At 65.7% G+C, this 23,947-nt stretch carries 22 protein-coding genes; 19 read left to right on the forward strand and 3 right to left on the reverse strand.

Translation table 11 applies throughout. The features are described 5' to 3' along the window. Positions 1-220: 220 nt before the first annotated feature. A complete protein-coding gene (locus AC6RIC_RS15210) occupies positions 221-889 on the reverse strand; it encodes a GntR family transcriptional regulator (protein ID WP_499732958.1) in 669 nt (222 codons plus the stop codon). 209 nt (positions 890-1,098) lie between these two features. On the opposite strand from AC6RIC_RS15210, the gene uvrA reads away from it, so the two are divergent. The 5 genes from uvrA (at position 1,099) to AC6RIC_RS15235 (ending at position 8,585) form a co-directional block, all read left to right on the forward strand. Continuing rightward, positions 1,099-4,068, forward strand: a complete 2,970-nt coding sequence (uvrA, locus tag AC6RIC_RS15215) for an excinuclease ABC subunit UvrA (RefSeq protein WP_499732959.1) — start codon at positions 1,099-1,101, stop codon at positions 4,066-4,068. Between the two features lie 161 nt (positions 4,069-4,229). Beyond that, a complete protein-coding gene (gene darT / locus AC6RIC_RS15220; protein WP_499736611.1) occupies positions 4,230-4,835 on the forward strand; it encodes a type II toxin-antitoxin system toxin DNA ADP-ribosyl transferase DarT in 606 nt (201 codons plus the stop codon). A 1-nt stretch (position 4,836) separates the two neighbouring features. Further along, positions 4,837-5,904, forward strand: a complete 1,068-nt coding sequence (darG, locus tag AC6RIC_RS15225; protein ID WP_499732960.1) for a type II toxin-antitoxin system antitoxin DNA ADP-ribosyl glycohydrolase DarG — start codon at positions 4,837-4,839, stop codon at positions 5,902-5,904. A 572-nt stretch (positions 5,905-6,476) separates the two neighbouring features. Continuing rightward, positions 6,477-6,803 carry a hypothetical protein gene (locus AC6RIC_RS15230; protein WP_499732961.1) on the forward strand — a complete coding sequence of 109 codons (327 nt, stop codon included), beginning with the start codon at positions 6,477-6,479 and terminating at the stop codon, positions 6,801-6,803. A gap of 279 nt (positions 6,804-7,082) precedes the next feature. Next, positions 7,083-8,585 (forward strand): radical SAM/SPASM domain-containing protein, encoded by a 1,503-nt coding sequence (locus AC6RIC_RS15235; protein WP_499732962.1) that lies wholly within the window; start codon positions 7,083-7,085, stop codon positions 8,583-8,585. 35 nt (positions 8,586-8,620) lie between these two features. On the opposite strand, the gene AC6RIC_RS15240 is transcribed toward AC6RIC_RS15235, so the two are convergent. Then, positions 8,621-9,661: a zinc-dependent alcohol dehydrogenase family protein gene (locus AC6RIC_RS15240; RefSeq protein WP_499732963.1), complete on the reverse strand. Its 1,041-nt coding sequence runs from the start codon at positions 9,659-9,661 to the stop codon at positions 8,621-8,623. 204 nt (positions 9,662-9,865) lie between these two features. Here AC6RIC_RS15240 and AC6RIC_RS15245 point away from each other — a divergent pair, with 204 nt between their 5' ends. After that, positions 9,866-11,179: an O-antigen ligase family protein gene (locus AC6RIC_RS15245; protein ID WP_499732964.1), complete on the forward strand. Its 1,314-nt coding sequence runs from the start codon at positions 9,866-9,868 to the stop codon at positions 11,177-11,179. Positions 11,180-11,189: 10 nt separating this feature from the next. Here the strand turns inward: AC6RIC_RS15245 and AC6RIC_RS15250 are convergent, their stop codons facing one another. Next, positions 11,190-12,305, reverse strand: a complete 1,116-nt coding sequence (locus tag AC6RIC_RS15250) for an acyltransferase family protein (protein ID WP_499732965.1) — start codon at positions 12,303-12,305, stop codon at positions 11,190-11,192. 159 nt (positions 12,306-12,464) lie between these two features. Here AC6RIC_RS15250 and AC6RIC_RS15255 point away from each other — a divergent pair, with 159 nt between their 5' ends. From AC6RIC_RS15255 to AC6RIC_RS15315, 13 genes are all read left to right on the forward strand, one after another. Beyond that, positions 12,465-13,439: a Gfo/Idh/MocA family protein gene (locus AC6RIC_RS15255; protein ID WP_499732966.1), complete on the forward strand. Its 975-nt coding sequence runs from the start codon at positions 12,465-12,467 to the stop codon at positions 13,437-13,439. 355 nt (positions 13,440-13,794) lie between these two features. Next, complete coding sequence (locus AC6RIC_RS15260; protein ID WP_499732967.1) at positions 13,795-14,109, forward strand: 2Fe-2S iron-sulfur cluster-binding protein; 315 nt, start codon at positions 13,795-13,797, stop codon at positions 14,107-14,109. Then, a complete protein-coding gene (locus AC6RIC_RS15265; protein ID WP_499732968.1) occupies positions 14,109-14,465 on the forward strand; it encodes a DUF2849 domain-containing protein in 357 nt (118 codons plus the stop codon). Before AC6RIC_RS15260 ends, AC6RIC_RS15265 begins: the two co-directional genes overlap by 1 nt. Positions 14,466-14,467: 2 nt before the next feature. Further along, positions 14,468-16,138: a nitrite/sulfite reductase gene (locus AC6RIC_RS15270; RefSeq protein WP_499732969.1), complete on the forward strand. Its 1,671-nt coding sequence runs from the start codon at positions 14,468-14,470 to the stop codon at positions 16,136-16,138. Beyond that, on the forward strand, positions 16,125-16,649 hold the full coding sequence (locus tag AC6RIC_RS15275; RefSeq protein ID WP_499732970.1) for a DUF934 domain-containing protein: 525 nt from the start codon (positions 16,125-16,127) through the stop codon (positions 16,647-16,649). Before AC6RIC_RS15270 ends, AC6RIC_RS15275 begins: the two co-directional genes overlap by 14 nt. A gap of 3 nt (positions 16,650-16,652) precedes the next feature. Then, on the forward strand, positions 16,653-16,904 hold the full coding sequence (locus AC6RIC_RS15280) for a hypothetical protein (protein ID WP_499732971.1): 252 nt from the start codon (positions 16,653-16,655) through the stop codon (positions 16,902-16,904). Then, a complete protein-coding gene (cysG, locus tag AC6RIC_RS15285) occupies positions 16,901-18,358 on the forward strand; it encodes a siroheme synthase CysG (RefSeq protein WP_499732972.1) in 1,458 nt (485 codons plus the stop codon). The genes AC6RIC_RS15280 and cysG overlap by 4 nt, the downstream gene beginning before the upstream one ends. Positions 18,359-18,550: 192 nt before the next feature. Beyond that, a complete protein-coding gene (locus AC6RIC_RS15290) occupies positions 18,551-19,591 on the forward strand; it encodes a sulfate ABC transporter substrate-binding protein (RefSeq protein WP_499732973.1) in 1,041 nt (346 codons plus the stop codon). 10 nt (positions 19,592-19,601) lie between these two features. Then, positions 19,602-20,498: a sulfate ABC transporter permease subunit CysT gene (gene cysT, locus AC6RIC_RS15295; protein WP_499732974.1), complete on the forward strand. Its 897-nt coding sequence runs from the start codon at positions 19,602-19,604 to the stop codon at positions 20,496-20,498. Beyond that, entirely contained in the window at positions 20,491-21,381 is an 891-nt protein-coding gene (cysW, locus tag AC6RIC_RS15300; RefSeq protein WP_499732975.1) for a sulfate ABC transporter permease subunit CysW, read from the forward strand. The genes cysT and cysW overlap by 8 nt, the downstream gene beginning before the upstream one ends. Before the next feature lie 24 nt (positions 21,382-21,405). Then, positions 21,406-22,452 carry a sulfate/molybdate ABC transporter ATP-binding protein gene (locus AC6RIC_RS15305; protein ID WP_499732976.1) on the forward strand — a complete coding sequence of 349 codons (1,047 nt, stop codon included), beginning with the start codon at positions 21,406-21,408 and terminating at the stop codon, positions 22,450-22,452. Positions 22,453-22,578: 126 nt separating this feature from the next. Continuing rightward, a complete protein-coding gene (locus AC6RIC_RS15310; protein ID WP_257732945.1) occupies positions 22,579-23,016 on the forward strand; it encodes an OsmC family protein in 438 nt (145 codons plus the stop codon). Further along, on the forward strand, positions 23,013-23,879 hold the full coding sequence (locus AC6RIC_RS15315; protein ID WP_499732977.1) for a sulfurtransferase: 867 nt from the start codon (positions 23,013-23,015) through the stop codon (positions 23,877-23,879). Before AC6RIC_RS15310 ends, AC6RIC_RS15315 begins: the two co-directional genes overlap by 4 nt. The last annotated feature ends 68 nt before the right edge of the window (positions 23,880-23,947 follow it).

Raw genomic sequence — 23,947 nt, forward strand, 5'->3', positions numbered from 1 at the left:
CCCAGGCAGGGGACGAAATCCGCTCAGCCGAGCGGGCGACGGCAGCATCGTTTCTGCGCCCCCTTGTCATTCCGGGGCTTCGCATCGCGAAGAACCCGGAACCCACGACTGGGTGAGCGGCATACAACCGAAGTCCCCGAGGTTTCACCCCGTCGTGGGTTCCGGGTTCGCGCCTGTGGCGCGCCCCGGAATGACAAAGGTCGAGCACGCCCCTGCCCCCTCACCCGACGATGGCGAAGGCCCCGCGCGTCGCGCCGGAAGCGGTGCGGACCGGGCGCTCACCGATCCATTGGGCATGCCGCGCCAGCGTCGCGATCGCGGTTTCCAGGTCGCCGCCGCGCAGCGCGCTCAGGATCGCGCGGTGGTCATGGTCGGTGCGGGCCTCCCATTCCGAGCGCCAGGCCGAGAACAGGAAGCGCGCGCTCGCCGCGTGAAGATCGTCGATCGTCGCAAGCAGGCGCTTCATGCCGCAAGGCGCGACCAGGATGCGGTGAAAGCGGCGATTCGCCTCCTCCCAGGCCCGGACATCGGTCGCCGCGTCGCAATCGCGTCGCGCCTGTTCGGCCTTGTCGAGGATGGCGGCGGTGAGATGCGGCGCGGCATGGCGCAGGGCCAGCACCTCGAGCGCCGCCCGCATCGCCGCGACCTCCTTCACCTCCGACAGGTCGAAGGAGGCGACGCGGACGCCGCGGCGCGGCTCGCTGATCGCCAGCCCCTGCGCCTCCAGCCGGCGGAAGGCCTCGCGCACCGGGACATGGCTGGTCTCGAATTCCTCGGCGATATGGTCCTGCCGCAAGCGGGCGCCGGGCTCGATCGTTCCGGCGATGATCCGCTCGGCCAGAGCCTTGGCGATGCGGACGGCGATGGTGTCTTCGGCAGGCTTCGTCATGATTTATAGATAATTCGGCCGCGCGGCGGAGTCGATTGCGATTGGCGCAATGATCCCCATATCGAGCCCTCGCCGATCCTGACGTTTCCTGTCAGGAAGACGGCAGCAGCCGGGACGGCTGCGTGCTATTCATGCCGGGCAGATCGCCGCGAGGCTGGAAAGGCCCGGCATTTGCCCTACATCTAGCCTTCACCGCAACGGACGCCCCGATGGCCCGCAAGACCGAATCCGCCGCTGCCCAGGCTGCTGCGCTGGAAGACATGTTCGACCGCAACCGCGCGGCCGATCCGAACAGCCGCGCCATCACCGTGCGCGGCGCGCGCGAGCACAATCTCAAGAATGTCGATCTCGCCATTCCCAGAGACAAGCTCGTGGTCTTCACCGGCCTTTCCGGCTCGGGCAAGTCCTCGCTCGCCTTCGACACGATCTATGCGGAAGGCCAGCGCCGCTATGTCGAGAGCCTCTCGGCCTATGCCCGCCAGTTCCTCGAGATGATGCAGAAGCCCGATGTCGACCAGATCGACGGGCTCTCGCCGGCGATCTCGATCGAGCAGAAGACGACGTCGAAGAACCCGCGCTCGACCGTCGGCACCGTCACCGAGATCCACGACTACATGCGCCTGCTCTGGGCGCGCGCCGGCATTCCCTATTCGCCCGCGACCGGCCTGCCGATCGAGAGCCAGACCGTCCAGCAGATGGTCGACCGGATGGTCGAATTGCCGGAGAAGACGCGCGGCTACCTGCTCGCGCCGGTCGTTCGCGGCCGCAAGGGCGAGTTCAGGAAGGAGATGGCCGACTGGCTGAAGCGCGGCTTCCAGCGCGTCAAGGTCAATGGCGAGTTCTACGAGATCCCGGACGCCCCGGCGCTCGACAAGAAGTTCAAGCACGACATCGACGTGGTGGTGGACCGGATCGTGATCCGCCCCGATCTCGGTGCGCGTCTCGCGGACTCGCTGGAGCAGGCGCTGGAGCTGACCGACGGCATCGCCGTCTTCGAATATGCCGACGAGAAGGAGGAGAACGGCGAGGCCCGCCGCGTCACCTTCTCCTCGAAATTCGCCTGCCCGGTCTCCGGCTTCACCATTCCCGAGATCGAGCCCCGGCTGTTCTCGTTCAACAACCCGTTCGGTGCCTGCCCGGTCTGCGACGGTCTCGGCCACGAGATGCGCATCGACCCAGACATGATCGTGCCGGACCATTCGCTGACGCTGAAGAAGGGCGCGATCGCGCCCTGGGCCAAGTCGACCTCGCCCTATTACGGCCAGACGCTGGAAGCGCTTGCGAAGCATTTCGGCTTCTCGATGACCAAGCCCTGGTCGGAACTCCCCGACAACGCCAAGATATCGATCCTGTTCGGCACCGGCACCGAGCCCGTGCGTATGGCCTATAATGACGGCCTGCGCAGCTACGAGGTGAAGAAGCCCTTCGAGGGCGTCATCACCAATATGGAGCGGCGCTGGAAGGAGACGGAGTCGGACTGGGCCCGCGAGGAAATCGGCCGCTTCATGTCGGAGACCCCGTGCAAGGCCTGCAACGGCTATCGCCTGAAGCCCGAGGCGCTGGCGGTGAAGATCGACATGCGCCATATCGGCGAGGTCTCGAAGCTCTCGGTCAAGGACGCGCTGGACTGGGTCACCGCCCTGCCCGCAAGGCTCTCGAAGAAGCAGAACGAGATCGCCCCGCGCATCCTCAAGGAAATCCGCGACCGCCTGACCTTCCTGCTCGATGTCGGCCTGGAATACCTGACGCTCGCCCGCGCCTCCGGCACGCTCTCCGGCGGCGAGAGCCAGCGCATCCGGCTCGCCTCGCAGATCGGCTCGGGGCTGACCGGCGTGCTCTATGTGCTGGACGAGCCCTCGATCGGCCTGCACCAGCGCGACAACGAGCGTTTGCTCGGGACGCTGCGCCGGCTAAGGGACCTCGGCAACACGGTGATCGTGGTCGAGCATGACGAGGACGCGATCCTGACGGCGGATTACGTCGTCGATGTCGGCCCCGGCGCCGGCATCCATGGCGGCGAGATCGTCGCCAAGGGCACGCCGCAGGACATCCTCGACGATCCCAATTCGCTCACCGGCAAATATCTCACCGGCGAGATGTCGGTCGCGGTGCCGGCCAAGCGCCGCAAGGCCACGAAGGGCCGCAGCCTCAAGATCGTCGGCGCGCGCGGCAACAACCTCCGCAATGTCGATGTCGAGATCCCCCTGGGGATGTTCACCTGCATCACCGGCGTCTCCGGCGGCGGCAAGTCGACGCTGGTGATCGACACGCTCTACAAGGCGGTGGCGCGCAAGCTGAACGGCTCGATCGACCACCCGGCCCCGCATGACCGCATCGAGGGCATCGAGCATCTCGACAAGGTCATCGACATCGACCAGTCGCCGATCGGCCGCACGCCGCGCTCGAACCCGGCGACCTATACCGGCGCCTTCACGCCGATCCGCGAATGGTTCGCCGGCCTGCCGGAGGCGAAGGCGCGCGGCTATCAGGCCGGGCGCTTCTCGTTCAACGTCAAGGGCGGCCGCTGCGAGGCCTGCCAGGGCGACGGCCTCATCAAGATCGAGATGCACTTCCTGCCGGATGTCTACGTCACCTGCGACGTCTGCAAGGGCAAGCGCTACGACCGCGAGACGCTCGAAGTGAAGTATCGCGACAAGTCGATCGCCGACGTGCTCGACATGTCGGTCGAGGAGGCGAAGGGCCTGTTCAAGGCGGTGCCCTCGATCCGCGACAAGATGGAGACGCTGGCGCGCGTCGGGCTCGACTATGTCAAGGTCGGCCAGCAGGCGACGACGCTCTCGGGCGGCGAGGCGCAGCGCGTCAAGCTCTCCAAGGAGCTGTCGAAGCGCGCCACCGGCCGCACGCTCTACATCCTGGACGAGCCGACGACGGGCCTGCATTTCCACGATGTCGCCAAGCTCATGGAGGTGCTGCACGAGCTGGTCGACCAGGGCAATTCGGTGGTGGTGATCGAGCACAATCTCGAGGTGGTGAAGACCGCCGACTGGGTGATCGACATGGGCCCCGAAGGCGGCGACGGCGGCGGCCAGGTGGTGGCCGAGGGCACGCCGGAGGACATCGTCCGCATCGGCAAGGGCCACACCGCGCGCTTCCTGAAGGAGGTGCTGGAGCGGCGGCCGATCAAGAAGGGCAAGGTGCAGCGGCAGGCGGCGGAGTGAGGCAAGCTTTGCGCGCCTTGCCGCGGTTGCATGCAGCAGATGCAGGCAGTCGAGAATGGGGTTATAGAAAGGCGGGCAGTGCGGTCCGATTGGATTTTATGAGGGAGCCGCCGAGGGCTAAGTGACCTGTGAGCGATTTCCTTACCGAAGACAAAGCTTACGTGTTTCGGATTGTTCATCGAGATAATCTGTCGCGGATTCTCAGTAATGGGCTTTTGGCGCGAAATGCCCGAGGAGCAGACAGCGCATATATCAATATCGGAAATGTAGACCTTATTGGGAAACGAGGAACACGGTCTGTCCCTCTCGCGCCCGGTGGGGTCTTGAACGACTACGTTCCTTTTTATTTTACCCCATTCTCGCCAATGGCCTTCAACATAAAAACGGGATACAATGTACCTCAGAGAAAGAGCGAAGATATAATTTTTCTTGTATCAAGATACAAAAATCTCGTTCAGACCGGACTTATAACCCTCTTTACAAACAAACACGCGTATTTGGCGACAACTACATTTTTCTCAGCGGAGGACGATCTGGGTAACGTCGATTGGCCTCTTTTGCGATCGAAGAATTTCCAGCGGGACCCAAACGACCCGGAAAAGATGGATCGCTATCAGGCTGAGGCCCTTGTGCACAACCACGTTCCGTTGACGAGCTTGTTGGGAGTTGCCGTTTATTCCAATCGCGTATGCAATGACGTGGAAGCGATTCTGCGTGAGGCTAATGTGGAGATGCCCGTCCGCGCCCGCTCTAATTGGTACTTCTAAGATGGCCATAACATTCACTCAGGGCGATCTACTCGATGCGCCCGCCGAGGCTCTGGTCAACACCGTCAACACCGTCGGCGTTATGGGCAAAGGCATTGCCCTAATGTTCAAGGAAAATTTTCCTGAGAACTTTCGCGCCTATGTCGATGCGTGCAAGGAGGGAGAAGTCCAGGTTGGCCGGATGTTTGTCACGGAACGCCGCCATTTGACCGGGCCACGCTGGATAGTCAATTTCCCAACAAAAAAGCACTGGCGATATCCGTCGAGAATCGAGTGGATTGATTCAGGCTTGGTCGACCTAAAGCGCGTAATCGCCGAGAATGGTATTAGATCCGTCGCCCTGCCACCGCTAGGGAGCGGAAATGGCGGCCTAGAATGGGCCGAAGTTCGCGCGCGCATTCAAAACGCATTCCAAGACGTTCCCGATGTCCATGTCATTGTCTATGAGCCTACGCGGCAATACCAGAATGTAACAAAACGAGCTGCCGACAAGAAACTAACTCCAGCCCGCGCGCTAGTTTCAGAGCTAATTCGACGGTACGCAATTCTTGGATTTGAGTGCACATTACTCGAAGTCCAAAAACTTGCTTATTTTCTAGAGAATAAATTAGAAACGGAAGACACTAGCAATCCTCTGCAGCTTTCCTTCAAGGCTCACGTTTATGGCCCTTATGCAGACCGACTGCGTCACCTTTTAGAAGGAATAGATGGAAGCTATCTTGAATGTGAAAAGCGCCTTGCAGATGCAGGGCCGCTAGATCGCATCCGTTTCAACGAGGCAGAAAGAGATAGAGTTGCAACCTTCATAAAGAGCGAAGGAAAGCAATATATTTCTGCCTTAGAAGAAACGACGAGATTGATTGATGGATTTGAATCGCCTTTCGGCATGGAATTACTTGCAACTGTCCATTGGCTAATTTCGCGCGAGGGTGTTGCATCTAACGTTCCCGCCCTGATGGATGGACTAAAACATTGGCCGGGTGGACAGCGCTCTGGAGAGCGAAAGTCGCGCATTTTTAACGAGCAGGCGATCAAGACAGCGTTAGAGCGCGTTGTCGCTGTAGGCTAGAGGCAGCACCTCGTTTTCTAGTAAGAAGTCATAGTGGTCGCCACAGGGGCGGCCACTACCCCAGCAGCCAACTTATCCCCGCCCCTCCTGACCCGCCCTATCCTGCCCTGGCCCATCACCCAAACGGGGCGGCCGTCCGGAGGTATGCTGGAGGTTGGGTGAGGGTCGGCGCCTGCGGGCGGGGGTTACGCCCTGCTCCCGGGAGGCTTCGGGAACCGCCCTGGGGACACTACGGTCCCTGTGCGAGGAGCTCGCTGGGAACGGCCGGCCGTTGACGATGGCTAAGGCGACGACGCGACGTTCCCGTAAGGGACACTGGCGTCGAAACCCGCCCATCCTGAACCGCTTAGGCCCGATAAGCGCGGCCCGGAGCCCAAAATCGCCGGAGGCGGAGCGCCACGGGGCGTGCGACGGGTGGCTCAATCCCGCCGCGCCGCAGCCTGGCTCAACGGTTGCGGATATCCCTCGCGCCTCGCGGCGCTCCGCCAGCCCTGTCTAGCCACCCTTGCGTCCCCGCCGCGCATCCGCGCGGGCGGACGATCCTGCGTGCCTGACCCGACCGGAGACCCGCCATGCCGAAACGCCGGAACACCCCCGCCGCTATCCCGCCGATCACCGATTTCGAGAGCTGCCAGAGGGCGCGGTCCGCCCTGTTTCGCCGGCTGACCGACCAGCTCGAAATCTTCCGCGTCTGCCCGAACAGGACCTGCAAGCGGATGCGCGCCTGCCAGGATGCGCGCGGCGACTGCTTCCGCGCCGTCTTGCGGGCCATGCCGGACGATACCCGCAGGTCCTTCGCCTACGCCATGGAGAACCGCGCCAACGGGCTTAACCCCGACGAGGCCATCGCGCAGGCCGAAGCCCGCGTCGCCGGGGAGAGCGCCCGGCACGGGGAATAAGGCGCGCCGCCGAACTGAAACGACGCCGGTCGCGGGCGGTCATGGCCGCCCGCCCCGGCACGTCGGCAAGATGGCCGGCCCCTGCCGCAGGCTATTGCCGGCGTCTTGCCGCCATGATCTCCGGAATTCGTAACGTCATGCGCACCAGCGCAGTTGTACGACTCCGGTTTTCAGCTATTTTCCCCGCCGAAACAGATGCGGGGATCGGTCTTGAACGTTCTGGCGCGGGTCAAAGATCTGCATGTCGGCCTCCGCGCCTTTCGTCAGCGGAACTGGTCTATGGCCGCGAAGGCGCTCCCGCCGGCCGCGGAGGCGTTCCCGAACGCGTGGCTCTGGCTGAAATGCGGGCATGCGCTGAAGGAGGACGGCCGCTTCGCGGAGGCGCTGCTGGCCTATCGCAAGGCCGGCGCGGCGCGGGACGCATTCTGGGCGCCGCATTTCTTCATGGCGCAGATGCTGAACCGCCTCGGCCGGGCCGAGGAGGCGAAATGGTCGGCCGGGCGGGCGCTGTCGCTGAGCCCGGAGCCGGTGCACCATCTGCTGATCCTGGTCTCGGAGAAGCTGTTCATCGACACGCCGCCGGCCCTGCCGCAGGATTCGGCCAGCCGGGGCCGCCGCGAGGCCGCCTTGCGCAAGATAGAAGCGGCGCTGGCGCTCAACCCGGACGACAAGCCGATGCGCTTCATGCTCGGGCTGCATCACTGGCTGCACGGCGCGCGCGACGAGGCGCAAGGCATCGCGAGCGCACTGATGGAGACCGAGACCTGGAACGAACAGGTGAACTGGCTCTACCGGCGGCTGAAGAGCGACAAGATCCTGGCCGCGCGGGCGGCGGCACGGGCGCAGATCGGGCCCGCCGGGGATTTCCTGCCCGAGGCGCTGCATTTCGTGGCGATCGGCACGACCGGGCTGTGCAACGCCTCCTGCGTGCATTGCCCGACCGGCAAGGCGGTGACCGCCCATGTCCCGCGCCTGCCGATGCCGATGCCGCTGTTCACTGGGATCATCGAGCAGATCGCCGAGCTCGGCCTGTCGATCGACGACCAGCTCTCCTTCGGCCTGTTCGGCGACGGGCTGGTCGATCCGCTCGTGCTGGAGCGGGTGCGGATCGCGCGCAAGCTCCTGCCCGATGCCCGGCTCTCGGTGAACACCAACGGCGCCGCCTATAACCGGGCGAAGCACAAGGTCCTGGCCGAGATGGGCGTGCGCGTCTCGCTGCATATCGAATCGATGGTGCCGGAGACCTACGCGATGCTGATGGCGCCGCTGCGGCTCGAACGCGTCATGCCCAAGGTCGAGCAATTGATCGAGGATTTCGGCGAGGATCTCTATGTCAGCGTCCCCGTCAGCCGGGCGAACCAAAGCGAGCTGCCGACGATCCTGAAATATTTCTACGACCGCAACGTCACCAAGGTCGGGCTCGACGGCCTGAGCAGCCGCTGCGCCTCCGACCGCTCGGTCTTCGACAGCCTGGCGCTCTCGCCGATGCCGATCCGCTGCGGGACCAATGTCGTGAACGACCTCATCGTCGACAGCGACGGGCTGGTGATGATCTGCTGCCAGGATTTCGAGCGGGTCGACAGCATCGGCGATCTCTCGAAGGAGACGCTCGCGGGCGTGCTCACGAACATGGCCCGGCGCACGGTCTACGAGCAGTTCGCGAACGGGCGCCACGAGGAGCGCCAGACCTGCTCGCGCTGCTTCGGCGACCCGCGCATCGAGACGGACAAGTATCCGGTACCGCTGCCGACCGGCGGCGCCGTTCCGCTGTTGCAGGCATAGGATCGGGCGAGGCTCGCGCCTCGCCTTTCGCCCCCTCAGAACCGGTCGATGATCGTGACGCCGGTGCCCTCGAAGCGGTCCATCGCCATCAGGGCGGGAATCGATTCGGCGAGGTCGATGCGGCGGCCGACGAGCTGCTGCGGGGTGAGCTTGCCGGCGCTGATCATGTCGAGCATCGCGCCATAGCGATGCGCCTGCATGCCGTGGCTGCCAAGGATTTCGAGCTCGTGGGCGATGACCTGCGCCATCGGGATCGGCGGCGTCGCCTGCTCCGCCAGCAAAAGCCCGACCTGGATATGCTTGCCGCGCTTGCGCAGGTTCGCCACCGAGTTGAAGCAGGTCTGGGGGTGGCCGAGCGCATCGAGCGAGACATGGGCGCCGCCGCCGGTCGCGTCGCGCACCGCGGAGACGACATCGGGCTGGCTCTTCGCGTTGATCGTCACCGCGGCACCGACCTCGCGGGCGAGGCGCAGTTTGTCGTCGGAGATATCGACCGCGACGACATTCGCGCCGAGCGCATTGGCGATCATGATCGCGGAGAGGCCGACGCCGCCGCAGCCGTGAACGGCGACCCATTGCCCGCCCGAGACCTTGCCCTGGTCGACCACGGCGCGGAACGAGGTCACGAAGCGGCAGCCGAGGCTGGCGGCCGTGGCGAAATCGATCTCCTCGGGCAGGCGCACGAGGTTGAAATCGGCTCGGTCGATGCGGACGTACTCGGCGAACGAGCCCCAATGGGTGAAGCCGGGCTGGAACTGGTCGTCGCAGACCTGCTGGTTGCCGGAATGGCATTGCGGGCAGGAGCCGCAGCCCGAGACGAAGGGCACGGTGACGCGGTCGCCCTCGCGGAAGCGCACGACGCTGCGGCCGACCGCGGCGATGACGCCGGCCAACTCATGGCCCGGCACATGCGGCAGGCGGATATCGGGATCGTGGCCGACCCAGCCATGCCAGTCGCTGCGGCACAGACCGGTCGCCTCGACCTTGATGATAACGCTGTGCGGCTCCGGCGTCGGGTCCGGCAGGATGCGCAGTTCAGGGGCCTGCCCGAAGGCTTCGTAGACGACGGCTTTCATGGGGCGTGCCTCCTTCGGTCGAGGCCCGTGTCATGGGGCAGCGCTGCGGGACGCGTCAACCGCGCGGCGTGGCGGTGCGCCTGCGTCACTGTCATGGACGGCGACGGCGAGACGGTGAGACCCCCTTAAGATTCCGCGCCTATGGTGCGTTCGCGCTCGGCCCGCCGCATCGGCGGGCTTTCCGAAGACGGCCGCGAAACATCCATGAGCGACAGCGTCCACGGCTCGACGATCAGCGACACGACCCGATCCGCGGCCGAACCCGGCATGCTCGGCGGTATCCTCGCCGGCTGCGGGCTGTTCATCCTGATGCTGTCGCTGCAGCCCTTTGCCGGCGTGCCGGAGCAGACGGCGCCGGGTGAGTCGACCGGCAACATCGTCAACCAGGTCGGCTGGTTCGGGCTCGGGCTGGTTTTTCTCGTGGCGATGCTCGGCCTGACGCAGCGCGATGTGCTGGCGCGGCTCGGCTTCGGCCGCTGGGCGGTCGTCTTCGGCATAGCCACGCTCTCGATCGCGCAGTCGCTCGATCCGACGGCGTCATTGCGCGGGCTTCTGCTCACCGCGATCGTGATGATCGTCGTCGCGGGCGTGCTCGTCCTGCCACGCGACGAGCGCAGCTTCGCTTCCGCAGCGGTCAATGCCTGCCTCGTGCTGCTGGTTCTGGTCTACGCCATGCTGGTGCTGGCGCCGCATCTGGTCGTCCACAGCGCGGAGGGGGCCGAGGGCGTGCATGCCGGCGACTGGCGCGGACATCTCTCGCACAAGAATTTCGCCGCCCCCGTCTTCTCGATCGTGGCGATGATCGGCATCTACGGCTGGCGCAGCGGCCTGCGCTGGCGCGGCGCGCTCGTCGTTGCGCTCGGCGTCCTCTTCGTTCTCAACAGCGGCTCCAAGACGACGATGGGCTTCCTGCCGCTCGCCATCGGCGTGGTCACGCTGGCGCGCATCACCGGCCGGCCGGGACTCGCGGTGCTGGTCCATCTCGTGCTGGTCGTGCTGATCGCGGCGCTGACCGTCGGCTCGGTAATGTCGCCGACCCTCAATGCCATGCTCAAGGCGCTGATCTCGGATCCGACCTTCACGGGCCGCGACGAGATCTGGAAATTCGCCCTGCAGCGTATTTCCGAGCGGCCCTGGTTCGGCTACGGCTATGCCAGTTTCTGGCAGACGCCGGCCGTGACGGGTTTCGAAGAAAACTACGAGGCGAGCTGGGATATCCGCGGCATCGGCTCCGGCCATAACAGCTATCTCGACGCCGCCCTGACTTTCGGCGTGCCCGGCGCGGTGCTGGTGACGTGGTTTCTGATGGGCCGGCCGCTCCTCGACTACATGCGCAGCCGGCAGATTCCGGCGAACCGCAATCTCGCCGACCTCTTCGCCATGATCCTGATCTTCATGACCTATGTCGGGATGTTGGAGTCCTTTCCGCTTAACCGAGCCGATCCGCTCTGGGTGCTGTTCGCCATGGCGGTGATGGGGCTCGGCCTCGCTGCACAGATGCGGGCGAAAGCATCCTGAAGGCTGCCGATCACTCCGCCGGAGCGAGCTCGGCCGCCTTGCCCTTGCGCCATTGCTTCTGGCCGAGCACGTAGGGCTTCACCTTGAGGAAAGGCTTCTCGATCCAGAGCCACGACACCAGCGCGAAGGCGATGACGATCGGCGCCGAAATGGCGAAGAGCAGCGGTCCATTGCCATGGGCGAAATCGGCCTGACTGACGATCGCCTGCTGGATCGGGAAGCCGTAGAGATAGATGCCGTAGGAGACATCGAGCTTCTTGATCCGCGCCGGCAGATGCAGCGGCAGCAGGCCGAGATAGACCACGCAATAGGTCAGGAAGGGCGGCACGAAGAAGGCATATTCGCGCGGTGCGGCCATCAGGGCGACCGAGGCCAGGAGCGCTGCGACGAAGAGCAGCCAGTGCATCTTCACATGCTCGCGCCACTGGAAATACAGGCAGCCGACCAGGAAATAGAAGACCACGACGGTCCAGTGGTAATTGCCCTCGGTGACGCCGAAACCGACCTTGAACGCGGCCACGGTGGCGCCGAGAATGACCGCCAGCGTCAGCGCGGCGAAGGCGAGCCGGCGGTGGAGGATGCCGACCGCGATCATGATCGCCATCAGGATGTAGCAGTAGAATTCCGGCTTGAGGGTCCAGAGGTTCTGGTTGACCACGCCCGCGACGGGATTGCTCTCGAACACGCCCGGCAGTTCGAAGCGGATGCGCCCGACGATATTGCCGAAATACTCCCAGAACCGGATATCGGCGACGTAGTCCCGCAGCAGCCAGGTCGTCAGCAGCGGGCCGAGCACCAGCGCCGACAGGGTGATCTCGACGAAGAGCGCCGGCACGATGCGGATGGCGCGCAGCGTGATGAAGGGCCGAACAGCATCGGTGCGCATGGCGCTGCCGGTGACGAGGAAGCCGCTGAGCGCGAAGAAGGCCGGCACCAGGCTCATCAGAAAGATGCCGTGCAGCCCTTCCCAGTCGCGGCTCGTATCGGCGCCAGCGACCCAGCCCGAATGCACCGCCAGGATGGTCAGCGACAGGATCAGGCGCATCGCATTGAAGCCGGGGCCTTCACCGCCGTTCCGGTTCAGGATATCGGCAGCGCTGGGAAGAGAACGGTAGAGCCGGAACATGCCTCACCTGGATGCGGAACTGCATCATGCGCAGGTGACGATATGGACTGGCGGCCGAGCCGCTTTCAACACATGCCGGCAGTTAGTCTTAATCCGAGGCTGACCGGACACTCCACGGGGCCGTCGACACCGGCCCGGCTTCAGGCGAGCGAGAGACCTATGAGCGCACCCCCGATTTCCCTTGGCCTCATCGGCGCCGGCATCATGGGCGAGCGCATGCTGCGCGCCGCGCTCGACCAGCCCGCGACGGCACTTCGCGTCGCCGGCATCTGGGACCCTTCCACCGAGGCGATGGCGCGAATCGTGGCGGCCCTGCCGGTCGTCCAGCAGCAGCCCGATGCTGCGGCGCTGATCGCGGCGAGCGACTGCGTCTACATTGCCTCGCCGCCCTCTTCCCATCTCGGCCATGCGCGCGCTGCGTTGGCCGCAGGCAAGGCGGTGTTCTGCGAGAAGCCGTTGGCGGTCGATGTCGAGGATGCGCGGGCTTTCGTCGGCGAGGCCGGCGATCGCGGCGCGGTGAACTTCCCCTTCGCCTCCTCGCCTGCGGTCGCGCGTTTGCGGGAATGGATCGACGCGGGCGTGATCGGCACGCCTCAGCACGTCTCGATCGAGGTCGCCTTCGCGAGCTGGCCGCGCTCCTGGCAGGTCGATGCCGCCGGCTGGCTCGACCGCACGGCGCAGGGCGGCTTCACCCGCGAGGTCGTCTCGCATTTCCTGTTCCTGACCCGCCGTATCGCCGGGCCTTTCGCCGGGCTTGCCGCCAAGGCAGCCTATCCCGAAGCCGGCAAGAGCGAGCGCCGGATCGAGGCGACGCTGACGGCAGGCGCCCTGCCCGTCACCCTGACGGGCAGCGTCGGTACGACCACGAAGGACGATCACAACGTCTGGACGCTCGAAGGCGACAAGGGCGCGATCCGGCTCTGCGACTGGTCGCGGGCCGAGCGCCGCCTTGCCGATGGCAGCTGGGAAGCCGATCCGGAGGCGCTCTCCCAGAACGAGGCACGCCCGCTGGCGCTGCGGCGCCAGCTCGAAGGCGTCGCGAAGCTGACCCGCGGCGAGCCACATCACCTCGCGACTTTGCGCGAAGCGTTCGATGTGCAGGAAATCGTCGAGACGATCCTGAAAAGCGCCTGACGCGCGAACGGATCGTTTTCGGGAAGAGCCACCCTTGTCATTCCGGGGCGCGCCGCAGGCGCGAACCCGGAACCCACGACGGGGCGAGACATTCGATGCCGCCTTGTAGGCCGCTCGCCCCGTCGTGGGTTCCGGGTTCTTCGCTACGCAAAGCCCCGGAATGACAAGAGTGGCCTTGGAAACTGCCCGGGTGGCATAATTTTTTGGCAGATCGGTTCCAAAACCCTTCTTCAGGATAATTCTACTCTAGCTCGCAGATAATTCGAAAAAACCGACTACCCATTGTGAATTGAGCCGAAACCCACCTGTAGCGTAAAATCCCTGTTCGAAAGACCGAACGGGGATGGGCGTTATCGTGGCAGTTCTCAACGTCATCGATCGACAGGGCCGGAGCCATGAACTCGAAGCCGTAGAAGGCTGGCGGGTCATGGAAATCCTGCGTGACTACAAGGTCGGCATCGAGGGCGTCTGCGGCGGTTCCTGCGATTGCGGCACCTGCCATGTCATCGTCGCGCAGGAATGGGCCGGGAAGCTGCCCGAGCCGCGCGACGAGGAAATCGACGCGCTCGACGAGTTGCCATTGATCGAGGCGACCTCCCGGCTCTCCTGCCAGATCATCTGGGCGGACGAACTGGACGGGCTGACGCTGACGCTCGCGGAGGCCGCGTGATGGCCGCTCCAGCGAAGCGCGTTCCCCTGCCGGCGATCCTCCTCGCCAATGACCTGCTCGACGGCGATGTCGTCTTCGCCTTCATCGACGGCGCTGGTCCACTGGCCTGGACCCGCGACCCTGCGCTCGCGCTGGTCGCGGCCGACGATGCGGCGGCCGACCGGCTCGAAGCCTTCGCCGCCACTGAGCTGCGCGGCAACAAGGTCGTCGACGCCTATCTCGTCGATGTCGCCATCGAGAGCGGCAGTCCGGTTCCCCGCCATTTCCGCGAGCGCTTCAAGACGCTCGGCCCCAGCAATCGTCCCGATCTCGGCAAGCAGGCCGGTGAAGGCATCGCCTCCGCACCGAAGGGCTGACCATGTATCGTTACGATGAATTCGACGAGCGTTTCGTCCGGGAGCGGGTGGCCCAGTTCACCGACCAGGTGGCGCGCCGTCTCGACGGCTCGCTGACCGAGGACGAGTTCAAGCCGCTCCGCCTCAAGAACGGCGTCTATCTCCAGCTCCACGCCTATATGCTGCGCATCGCCGTGCCCTATGGCACGCTGAATTCGCGCCAGTTGCGCCAGCTCGCGCTGATCGGCGAGCGCTATGACCGCGGCTACGGCCATTTCACTACGCGCCAGAACCTGCAGTTCAACTGGCCGAAGCTGCGCGACGTGCCTGAAATCCTCGGCCTGCTCGCCGATGTCGAGATGCATTGCATCCAGACCTCCGGCAACTGCATCCGCAACGTCACCGCCGACCATTTCGCCGGCGTCGCGCAGGACGAGATCGAGGATCCGCGCCCGACCGCCGAGTTGATCCGGCAATGGTCCTCGGCCCATCCCGAGTTCAGCTATCTGCCGCGCAAGTTCAAGATCGCGGTGACGGGCGCGGAAGCGGACCGGGCGGTGATCAAGGCCCACGATATCGGCCTGCGCCTGCGCCGCCATCCCGATACGCATGAGACCTGCTACGAGATCAGCGTCGGCGGCGGGCTCGGCCGCACCCCGATGATCGGTAAGGTCGTGCGCGACTACCTGCCGAAGAAGGACCTGCTCGCCTATCTCGAGGCGATCATGCGGGTCTATAATCTCGAGGGCCGGCGCGACAACAAGTACAAGGCCCGCGTCAAGATTCTGGTCCACGAGATCGGCGCCGAGGAATTCACCCGCCGGGTCGAGGCGGAATTCGCCCAGCTCGACGGCCCCTCGATCAATGCCGATCCGGAAGAGATGGCGCGCATCGCCGCCTATTTCGCGCCGCCGCGCTATGACGTGCTGCCGGCCGTCAGCAACACGCTCGAAGCAGCGAAGGCCGCAAACCCCGCCTTCGCCCGCTGGATCGAGGTCAACACCGTCCCGCACAAGGCGCCGGGCTATACCGCGCTGACGATCTCGCTGAAGCCTGCGGGACAGGCGCCGGGCGACGCGACCAGCGAGCAGATGCGCCGCGTCGCCGATCTCGCCGAGCGCTATTCCTTCGACGAGTTGCGCGTCACCCATGCGCAGAACCTCGTGCTGCCGCATGTGCGCCAGCGCGATCTCTACGCGATCTGGCAGGCGCTCGGCGAGGCTGGTTTAGCCACGGCCAATGTCGGGCTCGTCACCGACATCATCGCCTGCCCCGGCCTCGACTATTGCGCGCTGGCGACGGCCCGCTCGATCCCGATCGCGCAGGCGATCCAGAGCCGTTTCGCCGATGATGCCCGCCAGCGCGAGATCGGCCCGCTCGGCATCAAGATCTCCGGCTGCATCAATGCCTGCGGTCATCACCATGTCGGCCATATCGGCATTCTCGGCCTGGAGAAGCGCGGCATCGAATCCTACCAGATCACGCTCGGTGGCGACGCCACCGAGAATGCCGCGATCGGCGAGATTCTCGGCCCCGGCCTCGCCGCCGAGGAGGTGCCGGACGCGATCGAGCGGATCATCGGCGTTTATCTCGCCGCCCGCAGCGAGGGCGAGAGCTTCATCGACAATGTCCGCCGCATCGGCCTCGCGCCCTTCAAGGCCGCATTCCAGGAGACCGCCCGTGCCGCTGCTTGACCGGAACGGAAACGCCGAGGACCGCTGGACCCGCAGCGAGGGAGCGGGAATCGGCAATATCCCGGCCGCGCTCGTGCCCTGGGAGGTGCTCGTCGAGGCGCTCGATACGCAGGAGCCCGAGCAGGTGGTCGGCGTGCTGATCCCCAACAACGTGCCCTTCGCCGAACTCGCGCCCTTCCTGCCGAGGCTGGCGCTCGTCGCCATCACATTCCCGGCCTATGCGGACGGGCGGGGCTTCAGCCTAGCTCGCCTGATCAAGCGTGCCGGCTTCGCGGGCGAGATTCGTGCAAGCGGCCCGCTGATCGCCGACCAGTTCGCCTATGCCCTCTCCTGCGGTTTCGACACGATCGAGTTGCCGGAGGCGAACGCCGCCCGCCAGCCGGTATCGCGATGGCTGCATGCCAAGGATTCGTTCAGCGCGACCTACCAGCGCGGCTATGGCGAAAGCGGCCGCAACGTCCTTGACCAGCGCCGGGCGGCGAGAGCCGCCGCGCCCATCGCAGCGGAGTGAGGCATGACGATCTCGACCGCGACACATGGCTCCATCGAACAGCCCCGCTCGACGCTGGGCATCGATGAGGATCGCCCCGACGCCGAGCTGGAGGCCCTGCTGCCCCGGTCGGCTGCGAGCGAGGCACGCGGGCGCTGGTTCGATCTCTGCTTTCGCCTTATCATCCTGGCACTGGCCGCGCTGTGGCTGCTGACGCCACCGGCGGGCAACGAGCGCATCGCGGCAGACGAGAAGGCCGTAGCGACGACCCGATGACCGAAAGACAGCCCGAATCCACCGCGGCCCGCATCGAGCCGCTGGCGACGCTGCCGCTCTTCCACAAGCTGGTCGGGCGCAAGGTCGTGCTCGCCGGCGGGACCGAGGGCGCGCTGTGGAAGGCGGAGTTATTGGCGGCGACCGGGGCTGAGCTGCATATCTTCGCCGATGGCGCGGAGGCGCTGTTCGCAGGGCTGGCGCAGGGCGAAATCGGCCATCGCGTGCATGTGCACCACCGCGCCTGGCAGGCTGACGACCTCACCGATGCGGCGATAGCGGTCGCCGATCTTGATGACGCCAATGCGGTCCGGGCTTTCGTAGCGGCGGCGCGGCAGGCGGGCGTGCCCGTCAACATCGTCGACAAGCCGGAGCATTGCGATTTCGCCTTCGGCGCGCTGGTCAACCGCTCGCCGCTGATCGTCGCGGTCTCCACGGATGGTGCGGCTCCGGTCTTCGGGCAGGCGATCCGCACCAAGATCGAGGCGCTGCTGCCTGCCGGCTTGAAGAACTGGGCGCAGGCGGCTGCCGATTGGCGCCCGGCGGTGCAGGCCCGCGAGTTGCCCTTCGCGCTGCGCCGCAGCTTCTGGGAGCTCTTCGCCGGCAAGGCCATGGCCGAGCCGGAGCGCGCGCCGAATCTCGATGACGAGGCCGAGCTTTTCGCGAAGCTCTCCCGGATCGAAGCCGCCCATGACGGCAAGGGCCGCGTCACGCTGGTCGGCGCCGGCCCGGGCGATCCGGAACTGCTGACGCTGAAGGCGATCCGCGCGCTGCAGAGCGCCGACATCATTCTCTACGACGATCTCGTCTCGCCCGGCGTGCTCGAACTGGCGCGGCGCGAGGCCAAGCGCATGCTGGTCGGAAAGACCGGCTACGGCCCCTCGGTGAAGCAGGGCGACATCAATGCGCTGATCGTTTCGCTTGCTGCCCAAGGCAAACATGTCGTTCGGCTCAAAGGCGGCGATCCCGGCATCTTCGGCCGCGCCGGCGAGGAGATCGAGGCCTGCCACGCCGCAAGCATCCCGGTTGCGATCGTGCCCGGCATATCGGCGGCGCAGGGCGCGGCGGCCTCGCTCGGGCTGTCGCTGACCCATCGCGACCACGCGCGGCGTCTGCAATTCGTCACTGGCCATTCCCGCAAGGGCGAACTGCCCGACGATCTCGACTGGCGCGCCATGGCGGACCCTGCTGCCTCGACCGTGATCTACATGGCGCGCGCCACCCTGCCCGGCTTCCGGGAGCGCGCCATCGCCGCCGGGCTCGATCCGCAGACCCCGGCCGTCGCCGTGCTCGCCGCCACGCGCCCTGACGAGCAGCGCGTCGCCGCGACCATCGCCGACCTGCCGGAACGACTCGGCGAATTGCCGACGAACGGCCCCGTCCTCGTCCTGCTCGGCCATGCCTTCGGCCCAGCCCTGTCCGCCGCGAATCCGGCGGAAGATCGTCGCCGCGCCTGACTGTGGCCCGGCTTCGTTGCCGGGTGGAACGTCATCGCCGGAGATGCGTTTTCTCCTCCGGCACCCCAATTTGGAAGGCGCTGTTTGCGCTAAGTCATTGAGGTGTAGACGATAATTCAGTACGTTTCGTTTGTTTTTAAGAACGGATCGATGCCTCATCCGAGCCTCGCCGTGAACCAACGGAGCCCTGACATGACGCGACCCGTTTACAGCCGCCTCCTCCGGGCCGGGCTGGTTCTGGGAGCCTTCACGCTCTGCTTTGGCGTCGTCGCCGGGGCCCGCGCCCAGACCGAGCTCCTCAACGTCTCCTATGACCCGACCCGCGAGCTCTATCGCGAGATCAACGCGGCCTTCATCGCCGAATGGAACGCGAAGAATCCCGACAGGAAGATCGCGACGATCCGCCAGTCGCATGGCGGCTCCGGCGCGCAGGCCCGCACCGTGATCGACGGGCTCAACGCCGATGTCGTGACGCTGGCGCTGGCCGGCGATATCGACGCCGTCGCCGAGCGCTCGAAAAAGCTGCCGCTCGACTGGCAGAAGCGCCTGCCGCATAATTCCTCGCCCTATACCTCGACGATCGTCTTCCTCGTCCGCAAGGGTAACCCGAAGGCGATCAAGGACTGGGGCGACCTGGTGAAGCCCGGCGTGCAGATCATCACGCCGAACCCGAAGACTTCGGGCGGGGCACGCTGGAACTATCTTGCCGCCTGGGCCTATGCCGAGAAGGCCTTCAACAAGGACGAGGCGAAGGTGCGCGACTATATCGGCAAGCTGCTCGCCAATGTCCCGGTGCTCGACACCGGCGCGCGCGGCGCGACCACCACCTTCACCCAGCGGGGCATCGGCGACGTCTTCCTGTCCTGGGAGAACGAGGCCTTCCTCGCGCTCAAGGAATTCGGCGCCGACAAGTTCGATATCGTCGTGCCGAGCCTCTCGATCCTGGCCGAACCGCCGGTCGCGCTGGTCGATGCCAATGTCGACGCCAAGAAGACCCGGGAGCAGGCACAGGCCTATCTCGACTTCCTCTACACACCGAAGGGCCAGGCGATCATCGCCAAGAACTTCTATCGTCCGCGCAATCCGGAAGCGGCCGACAGCAAGGACATCGCCAATTTCCCGAAGGTCGATCTCGTGACGATCGACGACGTGTTCGGTGGCTGGAAGAAGGCCCAGCCGACCCATTTCGGCGATGGCGGCACCTTCGACCAGCTCTACAAGCCTGCGCGCTGAGGGCCTGTCCATGACGGCGGCGACGACGACCTTCCGCTGGCGCGAGCCGAGCATCCTGCCCGGCTTCGGCCTCGCGCTCGGCATCACCGTGACGGCGTTGTCGCTGATCGTGTTGATTCCGCTGGCGGCACTCTTCCTGAAGGCCGCCAGCGCCGGCCCCGCCGATATCTGGGCGGTGGCGACCTCGCCGCGCACATTGGCCGCGCTGAAGCTCTCCTTCACCGCCGCGCTCTTCGCCGCGCTCGTCAACGCCGTGTTCGGGTTGATCCTGGCCTGGGTGCTGGTGCGCTACGAATTTCCCGGACGGCGCCTGATCGATGCCGCCGTCGACCTGCCTTTCGCCCTGCCGACGGCGGTCGCCGGCATCTCGCTCGCGGCGATCTATGCGCCGAACGGCTGGGTCGGTTCGCTGCTGGCGCCCCTCGCCTTCAAGCTGACCATCCCCTTCACCGATCTCTCCTTCGGCTTCGACGGCAAGGTCGCCTATACCCCGCTCGGCGTGATGGTGGCGCTCATCTTCATCGGCCTGCCCTTCGTGGTGCGCACCGTCCAGCCCGTGCTGGAGGAACTGCAGAGCGATGTCGAGGAAGCCGCGGCGCTGCTCGGCGCTAGCCGCGTGCGGACGATCTTCCGGGTGATCCTGCCGCCGGTCCTGCCGGCGCTGATGACCGGCTTCGTGCTCGCCTTCGCGCGGGCCGTCGGCGAATACGGCTCGGTGATCTTCATCGCCGGCAATGTGCCGATGATCTCCGAGATCGCCCCGCTGTTGATCGTGATCCGGCTCGAGCAGTTCGACTATGCCGGCGCCGCCGTGGTGGCGACGATGATGCTGCTGATCTCCTTTGCCCTGATCCTCGCCGGCAACCTGATCCAGGCCCGTGCCCGCCGGAGGTTCGGTGATGTCTGACACGACCCTGCCCTCCTCTGCCACAGCCACGCCGGCACGCAGCGCCAGCAGGGCGCGCGGCGAAAGCCCTACCGTGCAGGTCGTGCTGATCGCGGTCTCTCTCGCCTTCCTGCTGCTCTTCCTGCTGCTGCCGCTGGTCACAGTCTTCATCGAGGCCGCCGCCAAGGGCTGGGAAGCCTATCGCGCCGCGATCACCGAGCCCGACGCGCTGGCGGCGATCCGCTTGACCTTGTTGGTCGCAGCGATAGCCGTACCGTTCAACATCGTCGTGGGCATCGCCGCGGCCTGGGCCGTCGCCAAGTTCGAGTTTCGCGGCAAGAACCTGCTGATCAGCCTGATCGACCTGCCGTTCTCGGTCTCGCCAGTGATCTCCGGCCTCGTGTTCGTGCTACTCTTCGGCGCGCAGGGCTATCTCGGGCCGTGGCTGCAGGCCAACGACTTCAAGATCGTCTTCGCCCTGCCCGGCCTGATCCTGGCGACGGTCTTCGTGACCTTCCCCTTCGTGGCGCGCGAACTGATTCCGCATATGCAGTCGCTCGGCCCGTCAGACGAGGAAGCGGCGCTGACGCTCGGCGCCTCGCCTTGGCGCGTGTTCTTCTCGGTGACGCTGCCGAACGTGAAATGGAGCCTGTTCTACGGTGTGCTGCTCTGCAACGCCCGTGCGATGGGCGAATTCGGGGCTGTCGCGGTCGTCTCGGGCAAGATCCGCGGCCTGACCAACACCATGCCGCTGCATATCGAGATCCTCTACAACGAGTACATGGGCGCGGCCGCCTTCGCGGTGGCCTCGCTGCTGGCGGGGCTGGCGCTGATCACCCTCGTGCTCAAGACCCTGCTGGAATGGCACTATGGCGATGTGATCGCCGCCAGCCGCCGTCACTGACCCACAGACGAAGGATTTCTCGCCATGTCGGTCGCCGTCACCATCGAGACCATCGAAAAGCGCTTCGACAACTTCCCGGCGCTGCGGGGCGTCTCGCTCGATATCCAGCCGGGGGAACTGGTGGCGCTGCTCGGCCCCTCGGGCTCAGGCAAGACCACGCTGCTGCGCCTGATCGCCGGGCTGGAGGAGGCCGATCGCGGCCGCGTGCTGTTCGGCGAGACCGATACGCGCAACCTCTCGCTGCGCGACCGCCGCATCGGCTTCGTCTTCCAGCAATATGCGTTGTTCAAGACGATGAACGTCGCCGAGAATATCGGCTTCGGCTTGAAGTCCCGGCCACGCCACGAGCGCCCGAGCAACGACGAAATCCGCAAGCGTGTCGGCGATCTGCTCGAACTCGTTCAGTTGCCGGGGCTGGAGAAGCGCTATCCGAGCCAGCTTTCGGGCGGCCAGCGCCAGCGTGTCGCGCTCGCCCGCGCGCTCGCCATCGAGCCGCGCGTCCTGCTGCTCGACGAGCCCTTCGGCGCGCTCGACGCCAAGGTCCGCAAGGACCTGCGCGCCTGGCTGCGCGAATTGCATGGCCGCACCGGGCACACCACCGTCTTCGTCACCCACGATCAGGAAGAGGCGCTGGAGCTGGCCGACCGCGTCGCCATCCTGAACGAGGGCCGCATCGAGCAGGTCGGCTCGGCCGACGATGTCTACGACCACCCGGCGACGCCCTTCATCTGCGAGTTCCTGGGCGAGGTGAACAAGCTACCTGTCAAGGTGGTGGGCAGCCAGGCCTTCTTCGGCGACCGGCCGGTGCTGGGCGGATTGTCACAGAACCAGGGCGGCCCGGCCTCGCTCTATGTCCGGCCGCAGCATCTGCGCATCGTCGACGAGACGCCATTGGCCCTGCCCGGCACGGTCGAGCACCTGCGCCGCAACGGGCCCATCCGCAGGGCCGAAGTCGCGGTCGAAGGGCTGAAGAAGCGGCTCGAGGTCGATCTCGCCAGCCAGGTCGCCCCCGCGATCGGCGAGCGCATCCGGCTGCGCATCACGCATGGCAACCTGTTCGCCGCCGCCTGACCCCGCAATTTCGCGCATCGCGGCCTGCGAAAACCGGATTCCCCTTTCCGGCCCGATGCCATAGCCTCCCGGGCGAATCCGGCCGCCATCTCGGCAGCCGGCGCTCGATCCGGACGGGAGATCGCCATGAAAGCACGCGCGAAATGGGTTGATGGCATGGCCTTCATGGGCGAGTCCGGCAGCGGGCACGCCATGATCATGGACGGCGCGCCGGAATATGGCGGGCGCAATCTCGGCATCCGGCCGATGGAAATGCTGCTGATCGGGCTCGCCGGCTGCACGGCTTTCGATGTCGTCGGGATGATCAAGAAGGGCCGCGAGAACATCACCGGCTGCGAGGTCGATGTCGAGGCCGAGCGCGCCACGACCGACCCCAAGGTCTTCACCAAGATCCACCTCGCCTACCGCATCACCGGCAAGGGCCTCTCTCATGCCAAGGCGGAGCGGGCCGTCACATTGTCGAAGGAAAAGTACTGTTCGGCTTCGATCATGCTCGGGGCGACCGCCGAGATGAGCTACAGCCTCGAAGTGATCGACGAGCTACAGAAGGAGGCCGCTGAATGAGCCGGGCTGAATTCGCCGGATTGATCACGCCGGAGGCGCTCGCCGCGCGCCTCGGCGACGAAAACCTCGTCATCATCGATATCCGCACCGCCGCCGATGGCGCGAAGGCGGCCTTTGAGGCCGGGCATATTCCCGGCGCGGTTCATTCCGACTATGCGGCCGACGGCTGGCGGGCGAAGATCGGCAATGCGCCGGGCATGCTGCCGCCGCTCGACCATCTCGCCGCGCTTGCGGGCCGGCTCGGCATCAAGCCGCATGACGATGTCGTCATCGTCCCGGCCGGCACCGCCGCGACCGATTTCGCCGCGGCGGCGCGGGTCTACTGGACGCTGAAATTCATCGGCCATGGCCAGCAGGCGATCCTCGACGGCGGCTTCAAAGCCTGGACGGCCGATCCGAAGCGCCCGGTCGCGACCGGCGCCGCGGCTCCGAAGAGCGCTGCTCCCTATCCGGTCGTGGCGCAGCAGGCCCTGCGGAGCACCGCGGATTCGACGCTCGTCGCCTCCCGAAGCAAGCAGGCGAGCCTCGTCGATGCACGCGGCCCCAGCTATTTCGAAGGCCGCGAGAAATCGGCGGAAGCCGCGCGGGCCGGCCATATCCCCGGTGCGATCCAGCGCGACTATGCCGGCGCCTTCGAACCCGGCAACGGCAAGCTCAAGGCCGCCAGTGAGTTGGAACAGCTCTTCGCGGTCGTACCGCAGGGACCGGTCGTTTCGTACTGCAACACCGGCCACTCGGCAGCGGCGAACTGGTTCGTGCTGTCGGAGGTGCTCGGCCGTGACGAGGTCGCGCTCTATGACGGCTCGATGACCGACTGGACACAGGACCCGGACCGCCCGGTCGCGACCGGCAAGGCGGCCTGATCGCGCTTTCGATTGCAAATCAGGTTGAAAAGGTTCAAAGGAAGCGCCGATCGCGTGCCCTGACGCGC

It is taken from the genome of Allobosea sp. TBD101, assembly GCF_059817965.1.

What these genes read in the sequence shown, in the direction of transcription:
- uvrA (WP_499732959.1), top strand. Translation starts at nt 1,099, where the DNA reads ATGGCCCGCAAGACCGAATCCGCCGCTGCCCAGGCTGCTGCGCTGGAA.
- AC6RIC_RS15250 (WP_499732965.1), bottom strand. Translation starts at nt 12,305, where the DNA reads ATGTTCCGGCTCTACCGTTCTCTTCCCAGCGCTGCCGATATCCTGAAC.
- AC6RIC_RS15280 (WP_499732971.1), top strand. Translation starts at nt 16,653, where the DNA reads ATGACGATCTCGACCGCGACACATGGCTCCATCGAACAGCCCCGCTCG.
- AC6RIC_RS15270 (WP_499732969.1), top strand. Translation starts at nt 14,468, where the DNA reads ATGTATCGTTACGATGAATTCGACGAGCGTTTCGTCCGGGAGCGGGTG.
- AC6RIC_RS15315 (WP_499732977.1), top strand. Translation starts at nt 23,013, where the DNA reads ATGAGCCGGGCTGAATTCGCCGGATTGATCACGCCGGAGGCGCTCGCC.
- AC6RIC_RS15230 (WP_499732961.1), top strand. Translation starts at nt 6,477, where the DNA reads ATGCCGAAACGCCGGAACACCCCCGCCGCTATCCCGCCGATCACCGAT.
- AC6RIC_RS15240 (WP_499732963.1), bottom strand. Translation starts at nt 9,661, where the DNA reads ATGAAAGCCGTCGTCTACGAAGCCTTCGGGCAGGCCCCTGAACTGCGC.
- AC6RIC_RS15235 (WP_499732962.1), top strand. Translation starts at nt 7,083, where the DNA reads ATGGCCGCGAAGGCGCTCCCGCCGGCCGCGGAGGCGTTCCCGAACGCG.
- AC6RIC_RS15265 (WP_499732968.1), top strand. Translation starts at nt 14,109, where the DNA reads ATGGCCGCTCCAGCGAAGCGCGTTCCCCTGCCGGCGATCCTCCTCGCC.
- cysW (WP_499732975.1), top strand. Translation starts at nt 20,491, where the DNA reads ATGTCTGACACGACCCTGCCCTCCTCTGCCACAGCCACGCCGGCACGC.
- AC6RIC_RS15210 (WP_499732958.1), bottom strand. Translation starts at nt 889, where the DNA reads ATGACGAAGCCTGCCGAAGACACCATCGCCGTCCGCATCGCCAAGGCT.
- AC6RIC_RS15305 (WP_499732976.1), top strand. Translation starts at nt 21,406, where the DNA reads ATGTCGGTCGCCGTCACCATCGAGACCATCGAAAAGCGCTTCGACAAC.
- AC6RIC_RS15310 (WP_257732945.1), top strand. Translation starts at nt 22,579, where the DNA reads ATGAAAGCACGCGCGAAATGGGTTGATGGCATGGCCTTCATGGGCGAG.
- cysT (WP_499732974.1), top strand. Translation starts at nt 19,602, where the DNA reads ATGACGGCGGCGACGACGACCTTCCGCTGGCGCGAGCCGAGCATCCTG.
- AC6RIC_RS15290 (WP_499732973.1), top strand. Translation starts at nt 18,551, where the DNA reads ATGACGCGACCCGTTTACAGCCGCCTCCTCCGGGCCGGGCTGGTTCTG.
- cysG (WP_499732972.1), top strand. Translation starts at nt 16,901, where the DNA reads ATGACCGAAAGACAGCCCGAATCCACCGCGGCCCGCATCGAGCCGCTG.
- AC6RIC_RS15245 (WP_499732964.1), top strand. Translation starts at nt 9,866, where the DNA reads ATGAGCGACAGCGTCCACGGCTCGACGATCAGCGACACGACCCGATCC.
- darG (WP_499732960.1), top strand. Translation starts at nt 4,837, where the DNA reads ATGGCCATAACATTCACTCAGGGCGATCTACTCGATGCGCCCGCCGAG.
- AC6RIC_RS15255 (WP_499732966.1), top strand. Translation starts at nt 12,465, where the DNA reads ATGAGCGCACCCCCGATTTCCCTTGGCCTCATCGGCGCCGGCATCATG.